The 22900-nt window shown below is 55.8% G+C and carries 21 protein-coding genes and 1 pseudogene; 10 read left to right on the forward strand and 12 right to left on the reverse strand.

What is annotated here, in order from left to right:
* Positions 1-7 precede the first annotated feature (7 nt).
* The gene (locus FVF58_RS54860; protein WP_149673579.1) at positions 8-175 is read left to right on the forward strand and encodes a class II glutamine amidotransferase; all 168 of its coding nucleotides are present in this window, start codon (positions 8-10) and stop codon (positions 173-175) included.
* 335 nt (positions 176-510) lie between these two features.
* Here the strand turns inward: FVF58_RS54860 and FVF58_RS30665 are convergent, their stop codons facing one another.
* Positions 511-1536 (reverse strand): SphA family protein, encoded by a 1026-nt coding sequence (locus FVF58_RS30665; protein ID WP_149673527.1) that lies wholly within the window; start codon positions 1534-1536, stop codon positions 511-513.
* Positions 1537-1731: 195 nt separating this feature from the next.
* A complete protein-coding gene (locus FVF58_RS30670; protein WP_149673528.1) occupies positions 1732-2355 on the reverse strand; it encodes a TetR/AcrR family transcriptional regulator in 624 nt (207 codons plus the stop codon).
* Positions 2356-2537: 182 nt separating this feature from the next.
* On the opposite strand from FVF58_RS30670, the gene FVF58_RS30675 reads away from it, so the two are divergent.
* From FVF58_RS30675 to FVF58_RS30685, 3 genes are all read left to right on the forward strand, one after another.
* Complete coding sequence (locus tag FVF58_RS30675) at positions 2538-3461, forward strand: VOC family protein (RefSeq protein WP_188130968.1); 924 nt, start codon at positions 2538-2540, stop codon at positions 3459-3461.
* Between the two features lie 8 nt (positions 3462-3469).
* Positions 3470-3841: a YciI family protein gene (locus FVF58_RS30680; RefSeq protein WP_149673530.1), complete on the forward strand. Its 372-nt coding sequence runs from the start codon at positions 3470-3472 to the stop codon at positions 3839-3841.
* 108 nt (positions 3842-3949) lie between these two features.
* Positions 3950-5491, forward strand: a complete 1542-nt coding sequence (locus FVF58_RS30685; protein ID WP_149673531.1) for a methyl-accepting chemotaxis protein — start codon at positions 3950-3952, stop codon at positions 5489-5491.
* A 1060-nt stretch (positions 5492-6551) separates the two neighbouring features.
* Here FVF58_RS30685 and FVF58_RS30695 read toward each other — a convergent pair.
* The 5 genes and pseudogenes from FVF58_RS30695 to FVF58_RS30715 all read right to left on the reverse strand — a co-directional run bounded on the left by FVF58_RS30695 (position 6552) and on the right by FVF58_RS30715 (position 12330).
* Positions 6552-8114: a DHA2 family efflux MFS transporter permease subunit gene (locus FVF58_RS30695; RefSeq protein WP_149673580.1), complete on the reverse strand. Its 1563-nt coding sequence runs from the start codon at positions 8112-8114 to the stop codon at positions 6552-6554.
* A gap of 94 nt (positions 8115-8208) precedes the next feature.
* A complete protein-coding gene (locus tag FVF58_RS30700; protein ID WP_149673532.1) occupies positions 8209-9462 on the reverse strand; it encodes an HlyD/EmrA/EmrK family protein in 1254 nt (417 codons plus the stop codon).
* A 44-nt stretch (positions 9463-9506) separates the two neighbouring features.
* Positions 9507-11023: pseudogene (locus FVF58_RS30705) on the reverse strand (efflux transporter outer membrane subunit).
* Positions 11004-11498, reverse strand: coding sequence for a MarR family winged helix-turn-helix transcriptional regulator (locus FVF58_RS30710; protein ID WP_149673581.1), 495 nt, complete (start codon positions 11496-11498; stop codon positions 11004-11006). The pseudogene FVF58_RS30705 and the gene FVF58_RS30710 overlap by 20 nt, the downstream one beginning before the upstream one ends.
* 367 nt (positions 11499-11865) lie before the next feature.
* Entirely contained in the window at positions 11866-12330 is a 465-nt protein-coding gene (locus FVF58_RS30715) for an SRPBCC family protein (protein WP_149673533.1), read from the reverse strand.
* A 113-nt stretch (positions 12331-12443) separates the two neighbouring features.
* On the opposite strand from FVF58_RS30715, the gene FVF58_RS51645 reads away from it, so the two are divergent.
* The 3 genes from FVF58_RS51645 to FVF58_RS30730 all read left to right on the forward strand — a co-directional run bounded on the left by FVF58_RS51645 (position 12444) and on the right by FVF58_RS30730 (position 14590).
* Entirely contained in the window at positions 12444-12629 is a 186-nt protein-coding gene (locus FVF58_RS51645) for a hypothetical protein (protein ID WP_188130969.1), read from the forward strand.
* An 821-nt stretch (positions 12630-13450) separates the two neighbouring features.
* Positions 13451-14218, forward strand: coding sequence for an SDR family NAD(P)-dependent oxidoreductase (locus FVF58_RS30725; RefSeq protein ID WP_149673534.1), 768 nt, complete (start codon positions 13451-13453; stop codon positions 14216-14218).
* 57 nt (positions 14219-14275) lie between these two features.
* The gene (locus FVF58_RS30730; RefSeq protein WP_149673535.1) at positions 14276-14590 is read left to right on the forward strand and encodes an NIPSNAP family protein; all 315 of its coding nucleotides are present in this window, start codon (positions 14276-14278) and stop codon (positions 14588-14590) included.
* Between the two features lie 126 nt (positions 14591-14716).
* Here FVF58_RS30730 and FVF58_RS30735 read toward each other — a convergent pair whose 3' ends face one another.
* From FVF58_RS30735 to FVF58_RS30745, 3 genes are all read right to left on the reverse strand, one after another.
* Complete coding sequence (locus FVF58_RS30735) at positions 14717-15697, reverse strand: LysR family transcriptional regulator (RefSeq protein WP_149673536.1); 981 nt, start codon at positions 15695-15697, stop codon at positions 14717-14719.
* A gap of 479 nt (positions 15698-16176) precedes the next feature.
* The gene (locus FVF58_RS30740; RefSeq protein ID WP_149673537.1) at positions 16177-16944 is read right to left on the reverse strand and encodes an SDR family NAD(P)-dependent oxidoreductase; all 768 of its coding nucleotides are present in this window, start codon (positions 16942-16944) and stop codon (positions 16177-16179) included.
* A gap of 16 nt (positions 16945-16960) precedes the next feature.
* Entirely contained in the window at positions 16961-17347 is a 387-nt protein-coding gene (locus FVF58_RS30745; RefSeq protein ID WP_149673538.1) for a nuclear transport factor 2 family protein, read from the reverse strand.
* 1391 nt (positions 17348-18738) lie between these two features.
* Here FVF58_RS30745 and FVF58_RS30750 point away from each other — a divergent pair.
* The 3 genes from FVF58_RS30750 (at position 18739) to FVF58_RS30760 (ending at position 20851) form a co-directional block, all read left to right on the forward strand.
* Positions 18739-19818 carry a porin gene (locus FVF58_RS30750; protein ID WP_149673539.1) on the forward strand — a complete coding sequence of 360 codons (1080 nt, stop codon included), beginning with the start codon at positions 18739-18741 and terminating at the stop codon, positions 19816-19818.
* Between the two features lie 86 nt (positions 19819-19904).
* The gene (locus FVF58_RS30755) at positions 19905-20270 is read left to right on the forward strand and encodes a BON domain-containing protein (protein WP_149673540.1); all 366 of its coding nucleotides are present in this window, start codon (positions 19905-19907) and stop codon (positions 20268-20270) included.
* Between the two features lie 110 nt (positions 20271-20380).
* Positions 20381-20851, forward strand: a complete 471-nt coding sequence (locus FVF58_RS30760) for an SRPBCC family protein (protein WP_149673541.1) — start codon at positions 20381-20383, stop codon at positions 20849-20851.
* A 171-nt stretch (positions 20852-21022) separates the two neighbouring features.
* Here the strand turns inward: FVF58_RS30760 and FVF58_RS30765 are convergent, their stop codons facing one another.
* The gene (locus FVF58_RS30765; RefSeq protein ID WP_149673542.1) at positions 21023-21739 is read right to left on the reverse strand and encodes an SDR family NAD(P)-dependent oxidoreductase; all 717 of its coding nucleotides are present in this window, start codon (positions 21737-21739) and stop codon (positions 21023-21025) included.
* A gap of 218 nt (positions 21740-21957) precedes the next feature.
* Positions 21958-22836: a LysR family transcriptional regulator gene (locus FVF58_RS30770; RefSeq protein WP_149673543.1), complete on the reverse strand. Its 879-nt coding sequence runs from the start codon at positions 22834-22836 to the stop codon at positions 21958-21960.
* Between the last annotated feature and the right edge of the window lie 64 nt (positions 22837-22900).

Below are 22900 nucleotides of genomic sequence, written 5' to 3' on the forward strand. Positions count from 1 at the left end.
CACGCGACTGGCCTACGTAATACGTCGCTGGCCGTTCTCAAGCGCGAGACTCGTCTGCGCCGATATGTCGGTCGACTTCTCTGCTTATGCAAGCTCGGAAGTCTGCACAGCAGTGATCGCTACGACACCACTCACCGATGAAGCATGGTCCACATGCAGCCGGGCGATCTGCTGATGTTTCGCGGCTGCACTGGCCACACGCGCACACGTCCCGGTGCCGCCTGAGGTACTCGCTACCGCGCGATATGCGCCGTCCGAGACATCGGGCGCGCACCCGTTGTCTCGATGGAATGAATAGCCATCTTGCATCTCGGTAGTTGCCGAAGAGTGCAGCGGTGCCCTGGCTGAGCCAAAGCGCCACTTTTGTCGCTGCTGGTGACTCACGATCACGTGCCCTGCGCGATAATCATGTCATCGATAACAGACTATCCGTTTCTGCTCATCCAAGGAGATGCGTAACTGTTCGCATGCGCCACACATGAGCGGATTCCGCGAAACCACATTGTTCCGTTAGAACTTCACCGCGGCCTGCAGCCAGATGCGATCGCCGCGGGCGCGATTTCGCACAAGAGTTTCATGCTGCCACTTGACGACGACACCCCACGTCTTGTTAGGCTGAAATTTGAAGAACGGCCCGATTGCGACAACCTGTCCTTTATTGCCATCGACAGCGACCGTATTTCCACCCTGCTTGTCGTCGGTAGTCTGCTTATAGGCGTATCCGTTCACACCGACCTGCCATGCAGGCGTGATGTTGTATGCGATGTCATAGTCAAGGTTAAACTCCTGACCGGACGTGTAGTCTGTAGCGTGATTGCGGCCGTTAAAGATGTAGATAGCCTTGCCGTTCATCTCCCAGTTTCCACCGAGAAACAGAGTAAATGCGTACCACGGACCAAAGGCCCAATAATTACGTCCGGGATTGAACAGGTTCGTCTTATTATAGTCTCCTGTCGGGACAAAAACGTCGAAGCCGGCAATCTGGTTCAGACGTGTGCCATGCCAGCCAAGCAGGAATGGCGACAGTGTCAGGTCGCCAAAACCCGACTCATGGTCGGCCTTGTGCACACTGCCCTTCGGAGTTGCCACATTGAATTCAACGCTCCCATTGATATACGGTAGAGCAAAGCGACTCTCAACATCCGCGCCAAGAATCTTTATTCCCGAGTACACGTAGTCAACGCGCAACGAAGCTGCCTGAACATGCAGGTCAAAATTCGATAACCCGGCCTTGTCGTTCCCGTTATTGTCGAGCGTGTGTGCTGCGTCGTAGTTAGAAAGATATGCATATCCATATAGGCCTGGCGGCGGCATAAACCCGGAAAGCACAGTATTGACGCCAAGGGGATAAGAAGTCCCACCACCTTCAGTAGCCACGGCTGACGTGGCGCCGCATAGTCCACATGCAAGCAGTCCAACGCCAAGCATTCGTCTCATCGCTCCCGCAAACCGCTGCGTTCTGATTCGCGGGCCGACACATTCACATGCCGCGTGTTGTTTACACTCAGCCAGCACCCCAAGTTTCGTCTGCTTCATGTCGTCTCCTCTTATGTAGAGTGCGGCTGATCTTTTACTGCATCAGCGATCGCCAACGACATCTCCGGAGAGAGCCGTTGTTCATGCGATGGCAGACGGAGCCGCTTCGAAGGGGACGTTAAACAAACAAAACCTATTCAACCAACAAATTGTCTAAATGCACCTGATTTACGGCGTGAATTCAGCTCGATCGTCCTAGCTACGACGCAAGCAGGCCCCGGTCATCATGACTCGAACAGCATGGTCGACCCGACGAGCGATTTCTTTCTTGGACGGCCGATCGCGAATTCCAAGCAACATCTGTAGCTGGAACTCCGCGGTCAGCATGTCGACGAACAGAACGGAGAGCTCGCTCAATTCGACAGCCTTGCTCGCTACTCCTTCGTGTTGTCGGAGGATTCTCGCGACATCGCTATACACCCGACCAGGTCCGGCACTGTAAAAGCGGTTTGCGATTTCTGGAAAACGCTTCCCTTCTGCGACTACCAGTCGATGCAAAGCGAGCGCTTCTTCGCTTAAGACGGCGTTGAGGAACGAGACGCCGATCTGACGAAGCGCTTCTTCTATGGGAAGGTCGTCGACGTCGAACAATGAGACCGACTGCAGGATCTTCTCGCATAGGTGTTCGACGCACGAATGGAACAGGTTGTCCTTGGCACCGAAGTAACTGTAGACGGTCGCTTTCGACCCACCAGCTCGGGCTACGACATGATCGAGAGTGACAGCGTCGAAGCCTGATTCGAGGAACAGGGTCACTGCCGCATCGAGAATGGCAGCCCGCTTCGCCTCGGCTCGGCGGCTTAGTTCAGTGTCCGACATAGCATCTATCTCTCAAACTCAAGGTTCGCAATAAGTGACGGATGGTGGGCAAAACATCGATGGCCCCTCACGCCAGCTCCATAGTAATACCTGGGTAAACGTTAGGTACCGCGCGCTTGTACCCAACAGCACCACGCCCTATAGTAACTGTACTGCTCGTTACAGTACACATGGAGACTGAAATGATTGAAGACATTGCATACGTGCACTACCGCGTATCGACACTGCAAAAGACAGCGGAATTTCTCCGCGATTTTGGCCTGCTTGAAGCGGGTGTCGTTGGTAACCGCCATTATTGGAAAGGACGCGGTTCGTACCCTTTCTGTTATGTCGCCGAAGAGGGCGAACCCTCGTTCGTCGGCATCGGATTTCGCGCTGAAAGCGTTGAAGCACTGAAGGCGTTGAGCGAAAGAGAGGGCGTGCCGTTGGTCGACAGCAATGCACCCGGCGGTCACAAATCAATTCGCCTTGTCGACCCGGACGGCTGGGAGATCGAGATACTGGCCGGTGGTAAGCCGACAGCTGCAGTCCCGGCTGCTCGTGATCCGATGACGATTAACTACGGCGTCACAAAGAATCGAATCGATGCCTATCAACGTCTTCGCGTTGAGCCGTCTGAGATTCTTCGACTCGGCCATCTCGTGCTGAATGTCACGGATATCACCAAGAGCTTGCCTTGGTATCAGGAAAAGCTCGGTCTTCTGGTATCCGATGAAATTTACGATGATATTCACGATCGACCCTTCGGCGCATTCTGTCGCCTGAATCGAGGTGAGACCCCGGTCGACCACCACAGCCTCGGGCTCTTTGGAATCGGAAAGAAAGGCATCCACCACGCATCGTTCGAAGTTCAGGACTTTGATGCGGTCCAGACGGGGCACTATGCATTGGACAAGAAGGGCTGGAAACATCAATTCGGCATCGGACGACACGTTATCGGCAGCCAGGTTTTTGACTATTGGCGTGATCCCGACGGTTTCCGGGTCGAACATTTCTGTGACGGCGACATGCTGACGTCTGCTCCGCAACCACATCGAACCAACCTTACCTCCCCTGACGCTGTTCACCAGTGGGGGCCCGAAGTCCCTCAAGACTTCTTTGATTGAGGTGAAGTATGGTGAGCAATGTCAGGGAACGGGTGGCCGGCCTTCTCGGACTTCCACTTTTCGCGATCTTGAGTAGCGATGTGGAGGATCCGCAGGTCCTCGGGCCACACCTGAATGACCATCTCGACTACATGATCGGACTGGAGAAACGCGGACTTCTGTTTGGTTCCGGGCCGTTCAAGAACTCCGGAGGTCACCTCACGGGCGGCGGACTTACCATCGTACGTGCTCCGACATTTGAAGATGCCCGTCGACTCGCAGAACAGGACCCGTTCGTAAAAAACGGCCTCCGGAGCTTTGAAGTGCGATCCTGGACGCTGAGCGAAGGCAGCCTCACATTGACGATCAATTTTTCGGATCAGTCAGTAAAGGTGGTCTGATCAGAAAGCCGAGGCATTGCCTCGGCTTTTTATTTTTACACCGAATTCCAGATTGGAACGGCAACCACTGCGACATAAAACCCTTCCGTCATCATTGATATCAGTAGAATGCTCGCGCCTACTATCGCAAAGAACGAAAATGTGCTGTCAGAGAGTGACTACCTCATTTCTCGAACCGACCTGGAGAACAGGCTTGTTTACGTCAACGAGTCGTTCGCAAGGGCATCCGGATACGATCCGGTGGAACTCATCGGAATGCCATACGCACGCCTGATACATCAGGACACTCCTTCGGCATTCACTGCGTCGATTTTGCAGAGCTTGCGCGCGGGGCGACGCTGGGAAGGTACATTGAAACACCGTTGCAAGGATGGCAGCGCTTTCTGGTCATTCAGCGTCATCACGCCATCTGTCGTTGGGGCAAGGACCGTTGGGTACACGACGATACGCACGAAGCCGACCGAGCAGCAGATAAGCGAAAGCATCGCCGTATTCGAGGTACTCCGAAGGAGACCTGCAAACAAATGGCTGCTCCGCAAGAAGCGGTTGAAAGGTTTCTTATCGCCAACCTCATTGGGACCGCGCCTGCTGATTACGCATCTGGCGCCACTGTCCATTGGAATAGGCGCGGCCGAGTTACTCCCCTATGCCGATATTTACGGATCTTCCCGTCAAGTGACCTTGGCAATAGCCCTCGTTACCGGCGCTATATCCGCAACGCTTTTCGCTTATGTGACGAGATCCAAGATCCGCAAGGAACTGAACGCCGTTGGCGACCTCATCTACCGTCTCGCGTCGGGCGATCTGTCCTTTGCACGTCGGCACAGCGCAGTCGACGAGGTCGGCGTAATGATGAAGGCGGTCGATACCATGCGAAAAAGCCTGGTCAGCATTGTTGAAGACGTTCGCGAAGCAATAGATGCCGTGGCTGAGACCAGCACGGGACTCGCTGAGCGTGGCAACGGACTGGCATCCCGGACCGAAAGTCAGGCAGCGTCTCTGGAACAGACCGCTGCTACTCTAGAACAAATGACATCCGCCATATCGAGGACCGCCGAGAATGCCACGCAGGCCACTCACGTTGCTGAGGTCGCCAAAGGCAACGGAATACGAGGTCAACAAATCATGACAGACGTGGTCACCCGGATGGCTGACATCCAGGCCCATGCGTCGGAAGTTAAAGAGATAGTGAATGTAATACAGGGTATAGCTGCGCAGACCAATATCCTCGCGCTTAATGCAGCCGTTGAAGCCGCACGCGCCGGTGCGTCGGGTAAAGGTTTCGCTGTCGTTGCCAGTGAAGTTCGGTCGCTATCGCAACGCACGGCTTCGTCTGCCGACGATATCGAGCGTCTCGTGCGCGAATCTTTAACCAAGGTGCAGAACGGCGGACGAGCAGTCGCGGAATCACAGAACACGCTGAACGAAGTCTTCGCATCTGTCGATCGGGTCGCTGCTCTCATGGGAGAGATTGCAGGAGCGACCAATGAACAGAAAATCGGCATCGAACAGATCAACGCCAGCGTCATACAACTGGAAGCAGCGACTCAGCAGAATTCCAGTCTGGTCGAAGCTACTGCGCAGGATGCCTCATCACTTACCGAACGAGCAAGTCTTTTGCATACGGCTATAGCCATCTTTCGGATTTGACAATCGGCTCTTTCCGCCAATCTGCCCAGAAACTAAATTGCTGCCAAATCTTTTACGCCACTTCAACAGCAACGAGATCATCTCATGCAAAAAAGGGCGCGCGGGGCGCCCTTCTCCCCTTTCGGTAACGAGACCTACTTGCTCCTGATCGTCACCACATGAGACGACCTGCCCTCGCTATATCGCCACTGTATAAGCAGTTCGGCAACGGCAGGCAGTTACTGCGATGCCGGGACCGTACTGTCGCGCGCGGCAGAAGCGGCACTTCCCCCTAACTGTTTTTTCGCTTTCTTCCTGGCGTGCCGTGGCGGCACGTAAACAGAAGAGCCCAAAACATTTTCGACCACCTTTGGAGCGCTTGCGGGAGTTGCGGACGCCGCTTGTCCGTACGCTGCATTAGCTACAACTGCTTCGATACAACATAACATCAATGATGCTGTCCACGCATATTTCTTCATACATCTCCTCCTTGTCTGTTGAAATGGCCCTCATTGCCGAACTCGCCAATTAGGCGAGCATTCCGAATCTACCGACCATAGGTATGGATGTCGAATTGATGGCAGACATACCAGCTATGTGCGCAGTAAATACAACATCAAGCGGCGCCTCCGTCCGTTTGAACAAAAACCCTCCTGATGCGCTGGATCGGGTCGACAGAGGCTGCGTTGGAACGATGGATGGCATTCGAACCTGACTGCTGATTTGTGCTGCCGCAGCGCTTCAACGCCATCTATCGTTTCAAGCTTGACGCTTGCTTGCATATCACGCCGCTCACAATAGCGCTGTGCCTGGCTAACCGCCCTGTCATGCGCACGCGCCCACGCCAGACTTCCCCCTGCCGCATACGCAGACACCTCATAGGTATCAGGACTGTCCGTCGCCGTGACGTCGTTCGCTGAAGCGCAGCCCGCCAGCACCAGGAAGGCGGCTGACCAGACAGCAAAGCGAAACGCCTGAAAAGACCTCGCGAAGCTGGTTGGGAGAAACGCCTGCATTTCAACGTATCGAGTGGATATCATCTGATGAAATTCGCAGCTGTAGATTGGACGACGGGTCCGGTTCAGTGGGCACCAGCGGCCGCGGCACTGGCGCCGCCACCCTTGCCAGGCTTCGTCACCCAGATCAGCGGAATAATCGCAATGAAGATCACGGCCGACAGCCAGAAGATGTCATTGAGACCAAGCATCGCCGCCTGCACGTTAAGCGAGTTCTCAAACGCCGCCAGCGCTTGCTGCGTGCCGCCACCTAGCGCGTCGTGCAGCGAGTCGAACCCCGCAACGAAGGTCGGATTGTTGACGCTGGTCTGCTCGGCGAGGCGCGCATGGTGCAGAATCGTGCGATCGTTCCAGCCAGTGCTAAACAACGACGTGCCCACCGCACCTGCAAAAACCCGCGCGAAATTTGACAAACCCGCAGCCGCAGGAATTTTGTCTCCAGGTAGACCGGACAGAATGATCGCGGTCAGCGGCACGAAAAATAGCGCGGTGGGGATGCCTTGCAGCAGCGTCGGAATCACGAGCGTGTATGTATCCACACCGGTCGTATAGTGCGAACGCATGAAGAACACTCCCGCGAAACCCAGAAACGCGAGCGTGGCCAATACGCGGGCGTCAGTCCTCGGCATTATCTTAGCCATCACCGGTGCGAGCAGCACTGCGAAGACACCGAGCGGCGCGGTGACCAGCCCCGCATCTACCGAGCGGTAGTTGAGATATCCCTGCATCCACTGCGGCAGCAATACCAGGTTCGAGAAGAACACCGCATATGCGACCGAGATCGCCACCGTGCCGCCCAGGAAATTACGCCCGGCAAAGAGCCTCAAATTGACGATTGGATCCTTCTCGGTTAATTCCCATATCAGAAAGAACACGAAACTGATTAACGAGAACACGGTCAATGCGATGATTACCGGTGAGTTGAACCAGTCGAGGTCCTTGCCTTTGTCAAGCATCACCTGCAACGAACCGACCCAGGCAATCAGCGACAGCAGACCGACTTTATCGATCGGCAGACGCTTCGTTGGCGTTTCACGGTCGCGGTAGATCACCCACGTCACGCCGGCTGCGAACAGACCGACCGGGATATTGATGTAGAAGATCCACGACCAGGAGTAACTATCAGTGATCCAGCCGCCCAGCGCCGGTCCGGCAATCGGGCCGACGGTGGCCGTCATGGCCCACAACGCGAGCGCGGTTGAGCTTTTTTCCTTCGGATACGAACCGAGCAGAATTGCCTGCGACAGTGGAATCAGCGGACCTGCCACCGCGCCCTGAACGATCCGCGCGGCGAGCAGCACCAGCAGGTTCGGCGCAATGCCGCACAACCAGGACGACAGGACGAACAAGAGGATCGCCCAGACAAACAGCTTGATCTGCCCGACGCGCTGGGTGAGCCAGCCGGTAAGCGGAATTGAAATCGCATTAGCGGCGGCAAAAAGCGTAATCACCCACGTGCCCTCGTCCACCGAGACACCAAGGTTGCCGGCGATGGTCGGAATCGCGACATTGGCGATCGACGAGTCCAGCACGTTCATGAACGTGGCCAACGCCACCGCGAGGGTCGCCAGCGCTAGTTTGCCGCCGCTCAGCGGCGCGAGTGCAGCGGGATTGGTTGATTCATTCATTTCATCATCCATCTTGAGAAGCAAAGGTCCGCGTAGCCAACAAATATCTGACCCGTCAGCCAATTCAATAAAAAATTTGAACTCTTTCCTACATTCAACCGGCACGACGTGAGGCGTCGCGGCGCGGGGCGGCTTTTTGCGGCGCGGCTGATGCAGAGGCGCGCGAGGCCGGCATGTTCTGCGCGATGATCTGAGCGATCTCCGCATCAGCCGCCGCACCGTACTGTGCGAACACATCGGTGCGATATGTCGTGTTCGAGGCAGCCGCCAGTTGGGCGCCCGACTCGTCATGTGTGTCCACCTCGACCTGCATCGACAGACCAATCCGCAACGGATGCTCGTTGAGCTCGCGCTGATCGAGACGCACGCGCACCGGCAGGCGCTGGACCACCTTGATCCAGTTGCCGGTGGCATTCTGCGCCGGCAGCACCGAGAAGGCTGCGCCCGTGCCGGCCGAGAAGCCCTCTATCCTGCCGTGATACTTGACACTGGAGCCGTAGACATCCGCCGTGAGCGTGACCAACTGGCCGATTCGCATGTGCGAGAGCTGGCCTTCCTTGAAGTTCGCGTCCACCCAGACTCCATCGAGCGGCACGATGGCCATCAGCGGCGTGCCGGGCGCGACCCGCTGGCCCACCTGCACCGAACGCCGCGCGACATAACCGGTGACCGGCGCGGGCAAGGTGTTGCGCGCATAGTTCAGGTAAGCATCGCGTACCTTCGATGCCGCAGCCTGCACGTTTGGATGCTCTTCGATAGTGGTGCGGTCTGTCAGCGCGTGGTTCGCTTCGGCCTGTTGGCGGGCCGCATCCAGAGCGGCTTGTGCAGAGCTGACGGCGTCGCGGGCATGGGCGATGTCTTCGCCTGACACTGCGCCGGTTTCGGCGATCGCCTGACGGCGCTTCAGGTCGTCGTTGGCGCGGGCCAGATCGGCCTCGCGCTGGGCGATGTTCGCCGCGTAGAAATCGTTGTTCACGTACAGGCCGCTGACCTGCCGGACCGTCTGACTGAGCGTCGCCTCTGCGTTTGACAGCGCGATCTTTGCATCCGCAGCGTCCAGCATCACTACAGGATCGCCCTGTCTGACGACCTGCGTGTCGTCCGTATTGACTGCGACCACCGTGCCGCTGACCTGCGGCGTCAATTGTACGAGGTTGCCGCCGACATATGCGTCGTCGGTGGATTGGTAGAAGCGCCCCACCGTGAAGTAGTAAACGCCAAAGCCAACACCTGACGCGACGATGGCGGCCGCCAGCAGCGCCAGCATCAGCTTGCGCTTACGGGGACTCTCCAACTCGGCTGGTTCTACTTGCGCCTTAGTGCGCTTGTTGGTGCTCGTATCGCTCATCTCAATGACTCCTGGCAATATATGGAGGTGTCGCGACAGCCGCATTAGCGCGCGGCGACGACTGGGTTGATTTGAATTGCAGTTGTGTTTGAGGTTGAGTTGCTTGCTGCGGCAGCATCGGTGTCGGTATACCCGCCACCGAGTGCCGCAGCCAACGCGATCTGCTGATCGCGACGGTTCAACTTCAGGTTGGCCACTGTCTCCGCGGCGGCAAGCGCGGTGGTATCGGCGTTCAACACCGTGAGTTGGTTCGCGAGACCTGCCTTTATTGCGTGAGCGCCAACTGGTCGGCGCTGCGCGCGGCATCCTGAGCGGCCTCGGCCTCGCCGAGTTGTGCGTCGGTCGAACGAATTTGCGCGAGCTGGCTCGCGACTTCCGATAGCGCCGTGACAAGCGTCTGGTTGTAGCCAGCGACGGCGTTGTCGAAATCCGCGTAGCGCCCTTTCAATTGCGCACGCAGCTCACCGCCGTCGAAAATCGGTAGATGGATCGCTGGCCCCACGTTGGCGGTGCGGCTTGCCGCCGTCAAAAAGCGACCGAAGCCGAAAGCATCCAGCCCGATCGCAGCGCTCAGGTTGATGTCCGGATAGAACTCGGCCTTAGCTTCCTTCACATCGTGCGTTAGCGCATCGACGCGCCAGCGGGCCGCGACGAGATCCGGGCGCCGACTCACGAGATCGGCCGGGAGGTTGTCCGGCAAGCGCACTTCGTCGCCGATGCCGAGCGTGGGTCTGGTGATCGACAAGCCGCGATCCGGACCGGCACCCAGTAACGCGGCCAGTTGATAGCGCGTGGTTACGATACTGCCGTCGAGTGACGCCAACGCGGAACGGCTGCTGGCGAGGTTCGCCTCAGCGGTCTTGCGTTCTACTTCGGTGTCTAGTCCATTGGCAATCCGACTGGCTGTGATACGGTCGATCTGCTCGCGCTGCGCAACTTCCTGCTGCGCGATATCACGCAACGCAAAGAGGCGGGCGAGCTGGTTGTAGTCGCGTGTGATGGCCGAGGTCAGCGTCAGCTTAACCACTTCGGCGTCGGCCTCGCTTGCCTTCAATTGCGACATCGATGACTTCAGCGCCTCACGGTTCTTACCCCACAGATCAAGGTCATACGAGGCCGACAGCAGCCCCTCGTTTTGCGATTGCCACGTGCCGGCATACGGTGGCGGGGTCAACGCGTTACTGGAGAATTGCTCGCGCGTGAATGAATAGGTCGCGCCTACCTTCGGCAGCGTGTTCGATTTGGCCGTTTCGGTATAGGCCGCGGCAGCAGCGATACGGGCACGCGCCTGAGCGAGCGACGGACTGTCTTTCAATGCTTCCGCCAACAATGCTTTTAACTGCGCGTCGCCGAACTGGTCGGCCCAGTCGGCGGAGGGCCAATGACCACCGTCAGATGGAATGCTTTGCTGCGTAGCGAGCGTTTGCGGCTGCGTCATTTGCTTGCCGCTCGTAATGCCCGCGTAGTTCACGCACGCAGACATCACAGCGGAGAACATCAGCGTAATGCTAGCCTTCGCCACACGCCTGCTGACTGCCGTCCTAATTAACTGCGCCTTCATTTTCTGACCTGTCTGATAAATGGATAAAAAAATGCCGCTCAATCACCAAGAAATTTGTTAAGCAGCGGTCCAGTTCGTTAAACTCTTGCTTGGTGAAGCACTTCAGACGGCCATTCAAGACAGCCGGTGCGATCTCCGGGATTTGCTTGGCGACCTCTTTGCCATTCTCCGTCAGCGTCAGGTTGACCACCCGGAGATCTTCCATGCTACGCGAGCGATCGAGCAAGCCCTTGCGTTCCAGTTTGTCGAGCAGACGGGTCATCAGACCCGTATCGATACCCAGCAACTTCGACAACTCAAACGGCGTGGAGGCGATTTCGCGATCAATCGAGAGTAGGATGCCCATCTGCTGGCTGGTGATCGCCAAGTCCTTCATGGCATTGTCCATCTCCGCCGCCATAATGTTGCGGGCCTTGTTGATAGAGAAGCCAATGCTCTGAGCCGCCAGGAAGTTGTCCTTCGTATAGTGCTCCATCTTCTGCTCCGTAACCGACAGATCGAACAACATCCAATAAATCAGATACAGCCATGGAAGATATCGGAGCATCCATTAAGGTCACTTCGTGAGCTGCACCGAATCCAGCCCCGGCACCGAGTGCACGTCGATGCACCAAGCTTGTTCATGCAGCCTTCTGCGCGTCAATTTCGGCAGCCGCTCGACCAGAGCCGCCTTCCTCGCTGAGCCAAATCGCACCGGCCTTGCTCAGTACCTCATTGCTCAACAGCGCCCGAATCATTCTGCCTCGCTCGCCCAAGAGGCAGAATGTATTCATATCTACCAAATGTAGACAGATTCCGAGGCACGCCGCAGAGACACGTGCCCCCTTTATGACTTTAGCTGGCTACAGCGCACCTTTGGCTTTCGCATTTCTTATGCCATTCAGCGTAGCTTCGACAGCCGCAACATATGCCGTCTCCATCGCCTTTCGAAGTTCGTCCTCTTCCGGACTTCCGGATTCCGCCTCTGTCAGCTGAAATGCAAAACTGAACCTGACGCGCAAGTCGTCATCTGCGCCCAATATCTCATTCACAATGATGCCGTCTGCATCGCCAGATAGCCGCAGAAACACAACCTTTTTCTCAGGATAGAAAGCGATGCGCTCGCGGGCCGGTTTGCCTTGAAATTCGATGTCTCGAATCAGACCGTTTTCAGTCTTCTCAACCACATCGCATTTGCTCATGCCCTGAACAAATGGCAATGCGTTCTCAGCTTTCATCTTGAGGCCCTTCCACAAGTCGCTCCGGGACAGCGGAGTGAGGCCGGAATTGTCAGGATTAGCCTTTAGTTCTTTAGATACCGAAATCATCTATTTACCCTCCGAAATAACTTTACGATCGCGTACTTCCGCACGCGCATTGCCCGTAGTAGGTCGCAACCTATTCGCCCGGCATTCCTACGTCATCGGCACGCGAACGGGTCATGGGCGCCATGATCAGGCGGTTCGACAGGGAATGGCGGCCGATAGGGACTGGGATGAAACGTTCCCTCATGCCGTTCTTCCCCAGTGGCGATGCCGTGTATGATCCGGCAAAATGGATGCGGGATAAATCCGGTAAGATGGAAATGATTGATTCATTAATGCAGCAATCGGCACGGATTGCCTGACGACCGAACCTAGGCGTCGAGGTCACGAGCTTTCGTCGTACAACCGAAGCGATAGGCGTACCGAACTCGACTTTCTCTTCGCGAATCAGCACTTTGGGGACAGCGATCGGGCTAGCATCGTCGTTGCGGAGGACTTTGCCGGGTGCGCCGGCCAACAGGACGTGTGCCGACGCGCCACATGGGTACGCCCCTAAATCTCTACTGGCCTCCGCGTTCAAAAACCGGTCTCGCGACTGCTGAGCCGTGCGGCGACGGCTTGTTAAAGGGTCCTGTATATAGCGGTGTCCCAATCAGTCCCATTGGCGCAATGGAAAGCACCAGTTCCGGCAAGCATTAAATCATCTCCGTGCCTCCATTCTGTTTGTCTCTCGACCGCGTTGAAGGGGGCAGCTTCCGATCGTGACGGTACTTGGCCGCGCGCAGAGATCGAAACGCTGGCCGTGATCGACAGTCGGTTTAGGGGGCTTCAGCGTGAAGCTGATCGGCGACGACACATGGCAACAACTCGTCGACGCGATTGGCTGGATGCTCGGCGTCGCGAGCGACGTCACGGCATATTTCCAGTCCGAATTTATGACTTCACCCAATTGAAGGCGTTAGATATCGTTGATTCTGAGTGGCGACGACTTCGCCGACTCGCAACAATCGGTGCGTGGAGGGGCTGAAGTCTCATAAATATCAGGAATACCTTTCTATCAATCCACACGCATGGAGTCTTTCTCTCATTCGTTAAACAATCTGTAGGTCCTAGCGCCTGCGGGTCGCTGTTGACGAATTTTGATTTCGACGATTCCGCAATATATTAACAATGGAGGATTGACATGAGTCGTGGTGGCCGTCTTGAGGGAAAAGTTTGCATCATCACCGGAACGGGTGGAAGCATGGGACGTGCTTCGGCCTTGGCATTTGCGAGCGAAGGCGCAAAGATTGTGGGCTGCGACACAAATTCGGAAGCCGCGCAGGAAACCGTCAGTGCCGTTCACGACATCGGGGGTGAGATGGTATCTCTGCACCCCTGCGACCTTACTCGCAAGGAACATTGTCACGATCTAGTTCAACTTGCGATCGAAACATTCGGAAGAGTGGACGTGCTGTTCAACAACGCGGCGATGGCCTATTTCGGTTGGGTTGACGAGATTAGCGACGATGACTGGTATAAGACCATCAATTACGAGCTGCATCTCGTCTTTCAGATGACAAGGGCAGCATGGCCGGAGCTAATCAAGCAGGCTGGCTCAATCATCAATACCGCGTCGGTTTCCGCCTGGTCGACATATAGGGTCTTGCCAGGTATCGCGCATTCGGCGGCCAAAGGTGCGATCGTATCGATGACGCGTCAACTTGCGCTGGAGGGACGTAGTCACGGGCTCAGGGCAAACACGATTTCGCCCGGACTGATTGAGACAAATCAGACACGCCCCTTGCTCGCTGATCCAGCATGGTCGGAAGCGATGCTTGGAAAAATCATGCTCGGACGGTTGGGCCAACCCCATGAAGTCGCGGCGGCCGCGGTATTCCTCGCATCTGACGAAAGCTCCTTTATTACCGGGACCGACATCAGAATTGATGGCGGTACAACTGCGTGGTAAGACCGGCGCGCACCATTACGAACCGTAGCGTTTAACACTCATGAAACAGACCTCACGATGATCATCGAACAACGCACTTATCAACTCAAACCTGGCTCTTTGCACGAATTCATCAAAACCTACGAGGCAGAAGGCCTGGAAATTCAAACCGCAGCATTCGGCGAACTCGTCGGATATTTTATTTCGGAGGTAGGCGAACTCAACCGCATCGTTCAGCTCTGGAAATTTGAATCTTTCGAAGATCGCCAGCAGAGGCGCACTCGCCTGGCTTCGATGCCGGAATGGAGAGCGTTGTTGTCGAAAATCGGGCCATTGCTTGTTAGCCAGCACAACGAGATTTTGACTCCCACTTCCTTTTCGCCGATCAAGTGAAATTTGGTGATGTCTCTTTTGAGTCAGCGTGAGCAAGCGCCGTACACGGGCAGGGGCGGCAGTCCGCTTTGAGGCGTTTCATCACGCTGCCTGCCGGCGCTTACGTCCGTTAGCTCAACGTCTGTGTTACTGGATCAACGAGCAGTCGGAATGATCCCTCTCAAGTTTCGCTTCTTCGTGGTCGGCTAGCCTTCTGTCGAGGATCGTTTCGCTTGTTGCGTTCAGAAATAGTTCGTTTATGAGCCTGCGAAACCACATGCTGCTGGGTTCCTTGTGGTACCGGTCATGCCAATAGAGCGCAATTTCGAACGGTTCGATTTGCAGCGGCTCAGGCTGGAACGTTAGTGGATAATAGCGACTGAGCAGCACCGCCAACATTTCGGGTACTGTCCAGATCAGGTCTGAATTTAGCAGACAGTGAGGCGCCGCGAGATACTGCGGCACCCTGATTTTGATCTTCTCGCGAGCGCCAGCGTCAAGAAGCGCGCGCTCCAATATCCGATGGCCGCTTCCACTATTTTCGACTAACAGGTGGTCATGCTCGAGGAACGTTTTTTTGTCGATATTTCGACCGTCAAGCGGGTGACCCTTTCGCATCACGCATACATAGCGTTGAGTGAACAGCACCTTACGATGAATATCCTGCTCAAGTGCTGGAAGGAAACCTAGGGCAACGTCAATCCGTCCGCTAGCAAGACCGGCCACGGTTGCTTCGATTGGCTCAAATACAGTATGCAAGGACGTATTTGGCGCCAGTCTCTGCAATTCGCGATGTAGCGTCGGCAGGAAGGTCACCTCGCCAATATCGCGCGTCCGAATCGTAAAGGTCCGTCGCGCTCGAGCTGGAGAAAAAGGGGGGGGAGTGCCAGTGGTGCCTCGCACAAGATTCAACGACTCGATGAGTGCCGTCGCAATATTGGTGGCAAGTGGAGTCGGCTCCATTCGTCGCCCAACCAGCATGAATAGCTTGTCACCATAGGCATCGCGCAGCCTTTTCAACGCGCTGCTGACCGCGGCTTGAGTCAAACCCAGATTCTCAGCGGCTGCCGTAACTGATCTATCCCGCCAAAGTGCTTCGAAAACATATAGCAGGTTCAGGTCTTTCATGCTGTCTCCTCGACTGGCTTCCCGGACTTGCGCGCCGGCCCGCAAACGAGGAACCTCCAACGTGCACAGTCAACTGCATAACCAGAATTTATACTTGTATTGGTTCGAACCGACACTTGGAGTTAACGCTACCGAATCACCGGCAATCCACGTCGAATCCCGATTCTCCATGGAAGCATGGCTGACCTCGGTCTTGCGTACCGAGGTCAGCCACGTTGATTTGCCGCGTAGTGCCGAGTAACACCCACGAATCAAACGACCTGCGCATTGTGTTCGACAGGTGCACCATGACGAATCACTGGATCTCGACTGGCGCAGATGGGATTCGAAGTTCTGTCGTTCGTTTCGGGCGGGCGTCGTGGGCTTCGTTTTATATTTTTATTTATACCGTAGCCACGAAGGCCTCAGGGCGACGGGTCAGCTTGACGCAGCATCGTTCGATGCAGTGCATCAAGCCAACACCGGAGCGAGTACACGCTTTAGATGGCCAAATAACCGCCATCGACTGCGATTTCGGCACCGTGAACAAATGAGGAGCTGTCGGAAAGCAGCCAGACCACCGCATCCGCCACTTCAACCGGCATGCCGAGTCGTCCGATCGGATGTCTTGCTTCCAATGCTGGTAGCAATGCTGAAAATTGTGGCTGCGCGATAAGTGACTCAATCATCGGCGTTCTGATCACCCCAGGCAGGACTGCATTCACCCTGATTTTTTTGACACCGTAGTCGAGCGCGGCGCCTTTGGTCAGACCGAGCACGCCCCCCTTTGAAGCGCAGTACTCGGACGCGTTTGGAATACCGACACGCCCCAAAGAAGATGACGCGTTGACGATCGAGCCGCCCCCACTCTGCAACATGGCCGCGATCTGGTGTTTCATGCAGAGGAACACGCCTTTCAGGTTGATGTTGAGCACGAAATCCCACTGTTCTTCCGAAAGCTCGTGCAGTGGCGTATTTCGTTGCTCTACACCAGCATTGTTAAACGCGCCGTCAAGCCGGCCATACCGCTCGACGGTGGTTCCTACGACTCGCGCAACATCCGACTCGCGCGCCACATCGCCCGGAATGGCGATCGCGCGCCCCCCAAGACTCTCGACTTCGGCCGCTACTTCGAGTACGGCAGCTTCATCTCGATCGGTCAGCACCACCGATGCTCCCGCCTTCGCCACTTGCAAGGCCGCGGCGCGCCCAATTCCTCGCGCGGCGCCTGTCACGATAATGACCTTTCCGTCCAACAACCGTTCCATGATGGGCTCCCCGTCCTTATGCCACGGCAGTCGCGGGAACTGCTACCACATTGGCAAATACGGGCGCCAGATCAATGTAAATGCGGTAGTCGTCAATCAGGCCCGTCGCCTCGTGGCGTAAGAAACATGCACAGGGGACAGATACTTCGATCCCGTCCAGACGTCGGTAAATGGCCATGAAGCACCGAATGGAATAGTCGCCGACATCCCAGCCACCTGTCGGGGCGTGGCGCAATCCCGCGATAACGTTAAAGAAGTCCGTCACACCCGCTGCGACGGCTTCGCGACCTTTCAATTCGGGCTGGTTACCAAATTGAAAGACTACGTTTTCCGAAAGGTGTGCGACGAATCCGTTCGCGTCCTTCCTGTCGACCGCCGCAAACATCTGCTCGAGATTGCGCATCTCTGTCTCCGTATTATTAAGAAATGAGGGAACTCAGTTGAACCGAAACCAAGCTTTGATCACTTAGACTGCTCGCCGAGGCTTGGGCCTAGCGCCTATTTCGCCGGCTCGGATTCCGTCATCGGTCGTCAATTGACCGACCGCAAGTGCATTCTGTATCCCTGCCCCTCCTCTGTCGATGCAGTCAGGGTTATGCCTTCCTATAAGTCAAATTTATTCCCGCGCCTTGGATTTCCAATTATTTACATAATACATACGGGACAGTCAGCAAGAATGGCCTCACTTACCTAGCATCCGGTTGGAGCATCCATCTAGGCGACAACAATCCTTCAGTTCTTCCAGTTATGGTGGCAAAACTGTTGTCGAAACAGGGGCACGCGTCTGGACGGTTTGAATGAAAACTCCTGTCCGGGGAACGGTTCGAAGGGGCGGAGGTTTCAATGGCGTAACGTGCTAGAACGCCACCACTTGGAGACGACTCGCCCGGTATTGGCACCGATTCCGTAGATGCTCCATGGCTCTTCATCACTCCTCGCTCCTCGGCACCTCACGACATCTCGTCTCAAACCGCAATCACAGGTCCGCCTTTCAAGCTTGAAACGACCTAACCAAATAAGAGCACAGGGACGCGCGTGCTGAGGGCTAGTTCAGGTGTGCAAGCAGCAAGGTCCATGCGCCCCTCATCCGGGGATCCATACCGTCCCCTCGAACCACTATCGGGAATCCATCAAAAGAATTGCGGTGGACAACATTGCTAGCCGGCGGCCGTTCTACTCGTAAGAACTTAACCATCGGCGTGTTCTCGGGCGAGGTCGAACCAACCGGTCACGTCGGTTTCTTCCTCATCAGTCCTTCAGGGCGGCACCACGAAATCCGTTCTTTAGCCAAGGTCGTAGTGTCCTCAACTGGACCCATAAACACGCCTGATAGAGAACTATCAAGCGCCGTTTGTAGTTGTTGAACGTCTGCACGTGTACTGTCGCAATACAGGATGAGTTACATGCCTGTTGTATCTGACAAGAAAATACACTATGGAGACATTCTCAATGAAGAACGCCACTGAAGCACTCCTCCGCCTTCCGTTCGACCTGGGACTCCCGTAGCAACGTGGTGGCCTACGCGCGGAACATTTCGACAATCGAATATCTTGATTGTAGAGCGTATGCAACACGTGCCCGTGGGTCGTTCGGTGCATCGGCGAAGATGTAGCAAGCCTCCGCCCCCACCGCGCACGCCATCAGCGAGAAACCTTTCTTCTCGTAAAAATCATAAAAAAACTTAACCCCACAGTACAACACTTCGTACTACAGATAAATATAGATTGCTCTAAATTTCCTAATTGACTCATCTGTAATTCAAAACATACTTTAAATCCAACAAGGAGACTGTTAATGTTTCGAAAGTTAAGACTTGCATCGCAAGCGATCGTCTTTACTGCGAGTCTGTTGCTTGGCATCTTCGCTCACGCGCAGAGCAGCGTCACCCTCTTTGGCGTCATCGATGGCGGCTTGCTTTACACAAACAAGACGCTAAACGCCCAGACTGGCGCGAACGCGGGCAAGCAGCTTTCTGTAATCGACGGAGGTTCGTCGTATTCGCAATTTGGACTACTGGGCTCGGAAGATCTCGGTGGCGGACTGACTGCGAAATTCAAACTAGAAAGTGCTTTCAGCATTGCCAACGGGGCGATTGCGCACTGTAACGGCAATTTATTCGGATGTGAAGCATGGGTTTCGCTTGACAGCCGCTACGGCGAATTGAAGGGTGGTCTTCAATTCTCACCATTTTTTCTCGCGCTATACGAGTCCGATCCTCGCGGCATGTCGTTCTTCGGCAGCGGAGGTGTCAACCTTGTAAACAACCTTTTCGGCACAGGTATCTTTAGTGCGAGTTCGGTGTCCTATAAGACACCGAATCTTTTCGGACTTCAGGCAACCATGCTCTACACGTTCGGCGGTCAAGCGGGCGACTTTCAGGCAGGTCGTCAATATGCTGCGAGTCTCAGGTACGAATACGGCGGCTTTATGATTAATGCCGCCATTTTCGATGGAAATAGTGGTGGAGCGAATCAGACACCTACGCCGACCACCCTCGCCGCCGAGGGACGAACATTGGGCGCAGCGTTCAAATTCGGCGCACTAACTGCTAAGGCGTCGTTCGTCAACTACAAAGTCGCGGGTTCGTTCAACAACAACGTATATGGCGGTGGCCTTTCCTGGTACGTCCTGCCGACCCTCGACCTCGACGGCGGCATCTGGGTGACAAGCGACCGAAACCGCACAGCGAACCATTCGCTTCTGGCAGCGCTTGGCGCAAGCTACTACCTGTCGAAGCGCACCACGCTTTACGCTCAGTTCGCCACCGTGAACAATCACGGGGCAATGAACACAGGTTTGTCCGTCAACGGCGCGCTATTCAGCCCCGTGGGCACGACCGTCGGGGCAACGCTCGGCATTCGCCACTCGTTCTAGCCGACCAAAGGGTGCGCTGTGACCGCACTCCTACGCCGCAGCCTTGGCCGCAGGCCGAGCAACCGTATTCAACAAGGAGATTCAAATTGAAGGCAATCCAGGCAGCCGTCTGTTCCGTTGTGCTTTGCATCGCGATGTCCACCACAGTGAATGTTCTCGCTCAACCCAGCACCTCCGGTACTGAGGCATCAGCGCCAACGACCACGGCGAGCGATGCCAAGGCCGCGAAGGCAGCCAACAAGGCCCTGAGAAAAGCGGTCATTCGCCAACTCTCCAGGACACCCGGGATCACCGTCGGAGGCATTAATGTGGTCGCAAAGGCAGGTGTGGTTACCCTACTTGGAGTCGTACCAGATACTCGTCAAATCGAACTTGCTGGTCAAATTGCCCAAGAAGTCCATGGCGTCACCGAAGTTCGAAACAGCCTCACGCTACAGACGAACGGACGTTAACCGTAGGTTGCCTCCGTCGCTCTGTGCCATTGCAACCGTCCGCGCAACTGAGGTCGTCGACGTACCAGGTGGAACCGCGGACCAGTAAATCTATCCAACAGGAGACAGATGTGATTAGCGTCAGCCGCAAACTTGAAGTCAATCCCAACGATGACTCGGAACCCGTACATCTCAACCGTCAACAGGTATGGGAAGGACTGGTTGGCAAAGCAAAAAATGCCGTTCCTTTTGTCGCGGCGATCACACATTGTTCAATCGTTGAGCAGCATCCAGATCGCTTGATCCGCGAGATTGTTCTGCATGGAGAGACGATGCGCGAGATGATTCTGTTCTTCCCTGAAGAGCGAGTCGAATTCATCCGTCTGTCTGGGAAAGCGAAAGGACAAATCAAAAACATTCTTGAAGAGGATGGTGCCGGAAAACTGTACCTGCGTTTTACTTTCGATCTAGCGCTTGATGGAGTGGAAAGCGGCAACGCAGAAGAGATCGAGTTTGCCAACAACATGGAAGCCGCTTATCTGGATGCCGTGAACACGACGTTACATAGGATTCGCGAAGAAGCGGTAGCAAAGGCTTCATGAGTCTTCAGGGGCGCCGGGCAAGACGGACTCCTCTTTCGCAAATAATGCGATGGAGGCTATAGCCGCCGATACAAGCCTTTTCGAACCACCGGACCGTCGAGAATGGCAGTTTGCAAAGCTGCCATTCTCACGGTGGTGTCAAACCTTGGATGGATGGGAAACAACCCCGGACTACCACGGCTCCAAAAAGGGACGCACTTCAATCTCGAAGCTCCAACCGCGACGATCCTGTGTGGTGAGGCCATACACCGCCTCAGCCAGCGCTGCAGGCGAAACGAAAGCATCCACTGGTCTGTCGGGCATCTGCTTGCGTGAATCTGGGAGGTCAACGATACCATCAACGATGACGAGAGCGACGTGAATACCCTTTGGCCAAAGCTTCCGCGCCATCGATTCCGCCAGGCTTCGCTGCGCAGCTTTGGCGGGAGCGAAAGCCGCAGTTTGGATGCTGCCACGTCGTGAAGCTGTCGCCCCAATGAAAACGATACTGCCCCGCCCACGCTCGATCATTGAGGGGATCACTTCTTTCGAACATAGGAACGCGCCCAGCGCGTTCACTCGCCAAGCGGCCTCAAACTGCCCAGCCGTAACTGCCTCAATGTCAGCAAATACGCCAGAACCAGCGTTAAACAGAAGGGCGTCGATCTCCCCAAGCTCGGAACGAACACCGGCGAACACGGCTGCCACCGATGCGGCGTCGCTGACATCGCAAGCATAGGCTCGAGAAAAGGGGACCTGCGCCGCGAGCGCTTCAACCTTGAGTGCGTCGCGCCCTAGGAGGGCGACAGCATAGCCAGCGGTGGCAAAAGTTTGCGCGAGTGCGAGACCATTGCCGGGTCCGGCGCCTGCAACCACTGCTACGGGACGGGTACTCAAGATCTTAGCCATACGCATATTCTCCGGACGCGAGAAACACACAATTCTTATCCCAAAAGCTCAGCCTGAATTGCCTCATCAATGGATCAATGTTTTCCATCACAGCGGGTGTATCTCGTCGGCAAATTGCTCGAAGATAGTGTCAGGGTATCTGCACAGAGACATTTCGATCGATCTCTTGGACCCGACGCAATGCGATGTCGTCAGCTATTCTAGGGTGGTGGTAGGCGCTACTCCCCCAAGTGCTCTCGCAAGAATTCAATGAAGCGTTGCGTCTTCGCTGGTAGCAACCGCGTTTCGGTGATGGCGTACACGGGAACGGGTGAGGCCTGCCATGCTGGCATCACCCTGCGCAACAGCCCGCTAGCGACATCTTCGGCGGCAATTTCTTCCGCCAGCACAGCTATACCCAGATCCAGGGTCGCCAGCCGCCGGATCATGCCGACGCTGTTCAGGAGAAACCGGCCGCCTACAGCGATCTCAACCGTTTCCTGTTCTTTGTGAAGGATCCATCCATTGACTTCCTCCGGACTGAGGCGCACGCACTCGTGTTGCAGAAGGTCGGCTGGCTCGCCCGGCTCGCCATGGTGTTCGATATACCCCGGCGACGCATAGAGATAGCGCGGTAGTTGGGCAAGCTGTCGTGCGATCAGGTTCGAACTCTGTGGTTCACCCATGCGGATTGCGATATCAACGTGCTCGGTGACCAGATCGACGAGGCGAGGTGTCAGGTCAAACTCGAAGCTGATGCCGGGATAGCGTCGGGCGAATTCCGCGAGCAAGGGCGCGAGGAAGATATTCGCAAAATCCACCGGCAACGACGCATGTAAAACGCCAACTGGCTGGGCCAGCATTTCGCCGAGTTGCTCGTGCGCAAGTCGCGCCTCGTCCACGATGCGCCTCGAGCGCTCGAAATAGAGCTGACCGGCTTCGGTCAACTCGATCTTGCGCGTGGTGCGATGGAGAAGACGTAACCCGATTGCCTTTTCCAGCGCGCTGATCCGGCGCGATAGCGTCGAATTCGGCACCCCGGTCGCCTCGGCCGCGCCGCGAAAGCTTTTCGCCTTGACCACCTCGACGAACAACGCCATGTCGTTCAGAAACTCCATATCACTGCTCCATGAATGGCTCAATGTTTTCCATTTTGCCATCTTTATCCCGCTCACGATTTAC

Source organism: Paraburkholderia panacisoli (assembly GCF_008369935.1).
GTDB lineage: Bacteria > Pseudomonadota > Gammaproteobacteria > Burkholderiales > Burkholderiaceae > Paraburkholderia > Paraburkholderia panacisoli.

Bases quoted from the DNA above. Each gene is read 5' to 3' on its own strand.
- FVF58_RS30735 (WP_149673536.1), bottom strand. From the start codon at position 15,697: ATGAAAGACCTGAACCTGCTATATGTTTTCGAAGCACTTTGGCGGGAT.
- FVF58_RS30740 (WP_149673537.1), bottom strand. From the start codon at position 16,944: ATGGAACGGTTGTTGGACGGAAAGGTCATTATCGTGACAGGCGCCGCG.
- FVF58_RS30695 (WP_149673580.1), bottom strand. From the start codon at position 8,114: ATGAATGAATCAACCAATCCCGCTGCACTCGCGCCGCTGAGCGGCGGC.
- FVF58_RS30725 (WP_149673534.1), top strand. From the start codon at position 13,451: ATGAGTCGTGGTGGCCGTCTTGAGGGAAAAGTTTGCATCATCACCGGA.
- FVF58_RS30770 (WP_149673543.1), bottom strand. From the start codon at position 22,836: ATGGAGTTTCTGAACGACATGGCGTTGTTCGTCGAGGTGGTCAAGGCG.
- FVF58_RS30680 (WP_149673530.1), top strand. From the start codon at position 3,470: ATGGTGAGCAATGTCAGGGAACGGGTGGCCGGCCTTCTCGGACTTCCA.
- FVF58_RS30710 (WP_149673581.1), bottom strand. From the start codon at position 11,498: ATGGAGCACTATACGAAGGACAACTTCCTGGCGGCTCAGAGCATTGGC.
- FVF58_RS30715 (WP_149673533.1), bottom strand. From the start codon at position 12,330: ATGATTTCGGTATCTAAAGAACTAAAGGCTAATCCTGACAATTCCGGC.
- FVF58_RS30700 (WP_149673532.1), bottom strand. From the start codon at position 9,462: ATGAGCGATACGAGCACCAACAAGCGCACTAAGGCGCAAGTAGAACCA.
- FVF58_RS30685 (WP_149673531.1), top strand. From the start codon at position 3,950: ATGCTCGCGCCTACTATCGCAAAGAACGAAAATGTGCTGTCAGAGAGT.
- FVF58_RS30670 (WP_149673528.1), bottom strand. From the start codon at position 2,355: ATGTCGGACACTGAACTAAGCCGCCGAGCCGAGGCGAAGCGGGCTGCC.
- FVF58_RS51645 (WP_188130969.1), top strand. From the start codon at position 12,444: ATGGGCGCCATGATCAGGCGGTTCGACAGGGAATGGCGGCCGATAGGG.
- FVF58_RS30745 (WP_149673538.1), bottom strand. From the start codon at position 17,347: ATGCGCAATCTCGAGCAGATGTTTGCGGCGGTCGACAGGAAGGACGCG.
- FVF58_RS30750 (WP_149673539.1), top strand. From the start codon at position 18,739: ATGTTTCGAAAGTTAAGACTTGCATCGCAAGCGATCGTCTTTACTGCG.
- FVF58_RS30675 (WP_188130968.1), top strand. From the start codon at position 2,538: ATGATTGAAGACATTGCATACGTGCACTACCGCGTATCGACACTGCAA.
- FVF58_RS30730 (WP_149673535.1), top strand. From the start codon at position 14,276: ATGATCATCGAACAACGCACTTATCAACTCAAACCTGGCTCTTTGCAC.
- FVF58_RS30665 (WP_149673527.1), bottom strand. From the start codon at position 1,536: ATGAAGCAGACGAAACTTGGGGTGCTGGCTGAGTGTAAACAACACGCG.
- FVF58_RS30765 (WP_149673542.1), bottom strand. From the start codon at position 21,739: ATGGCTAAGATCTTGAGTACCCGTCCCGTAGCAGTGGTTGCAGGCGCC.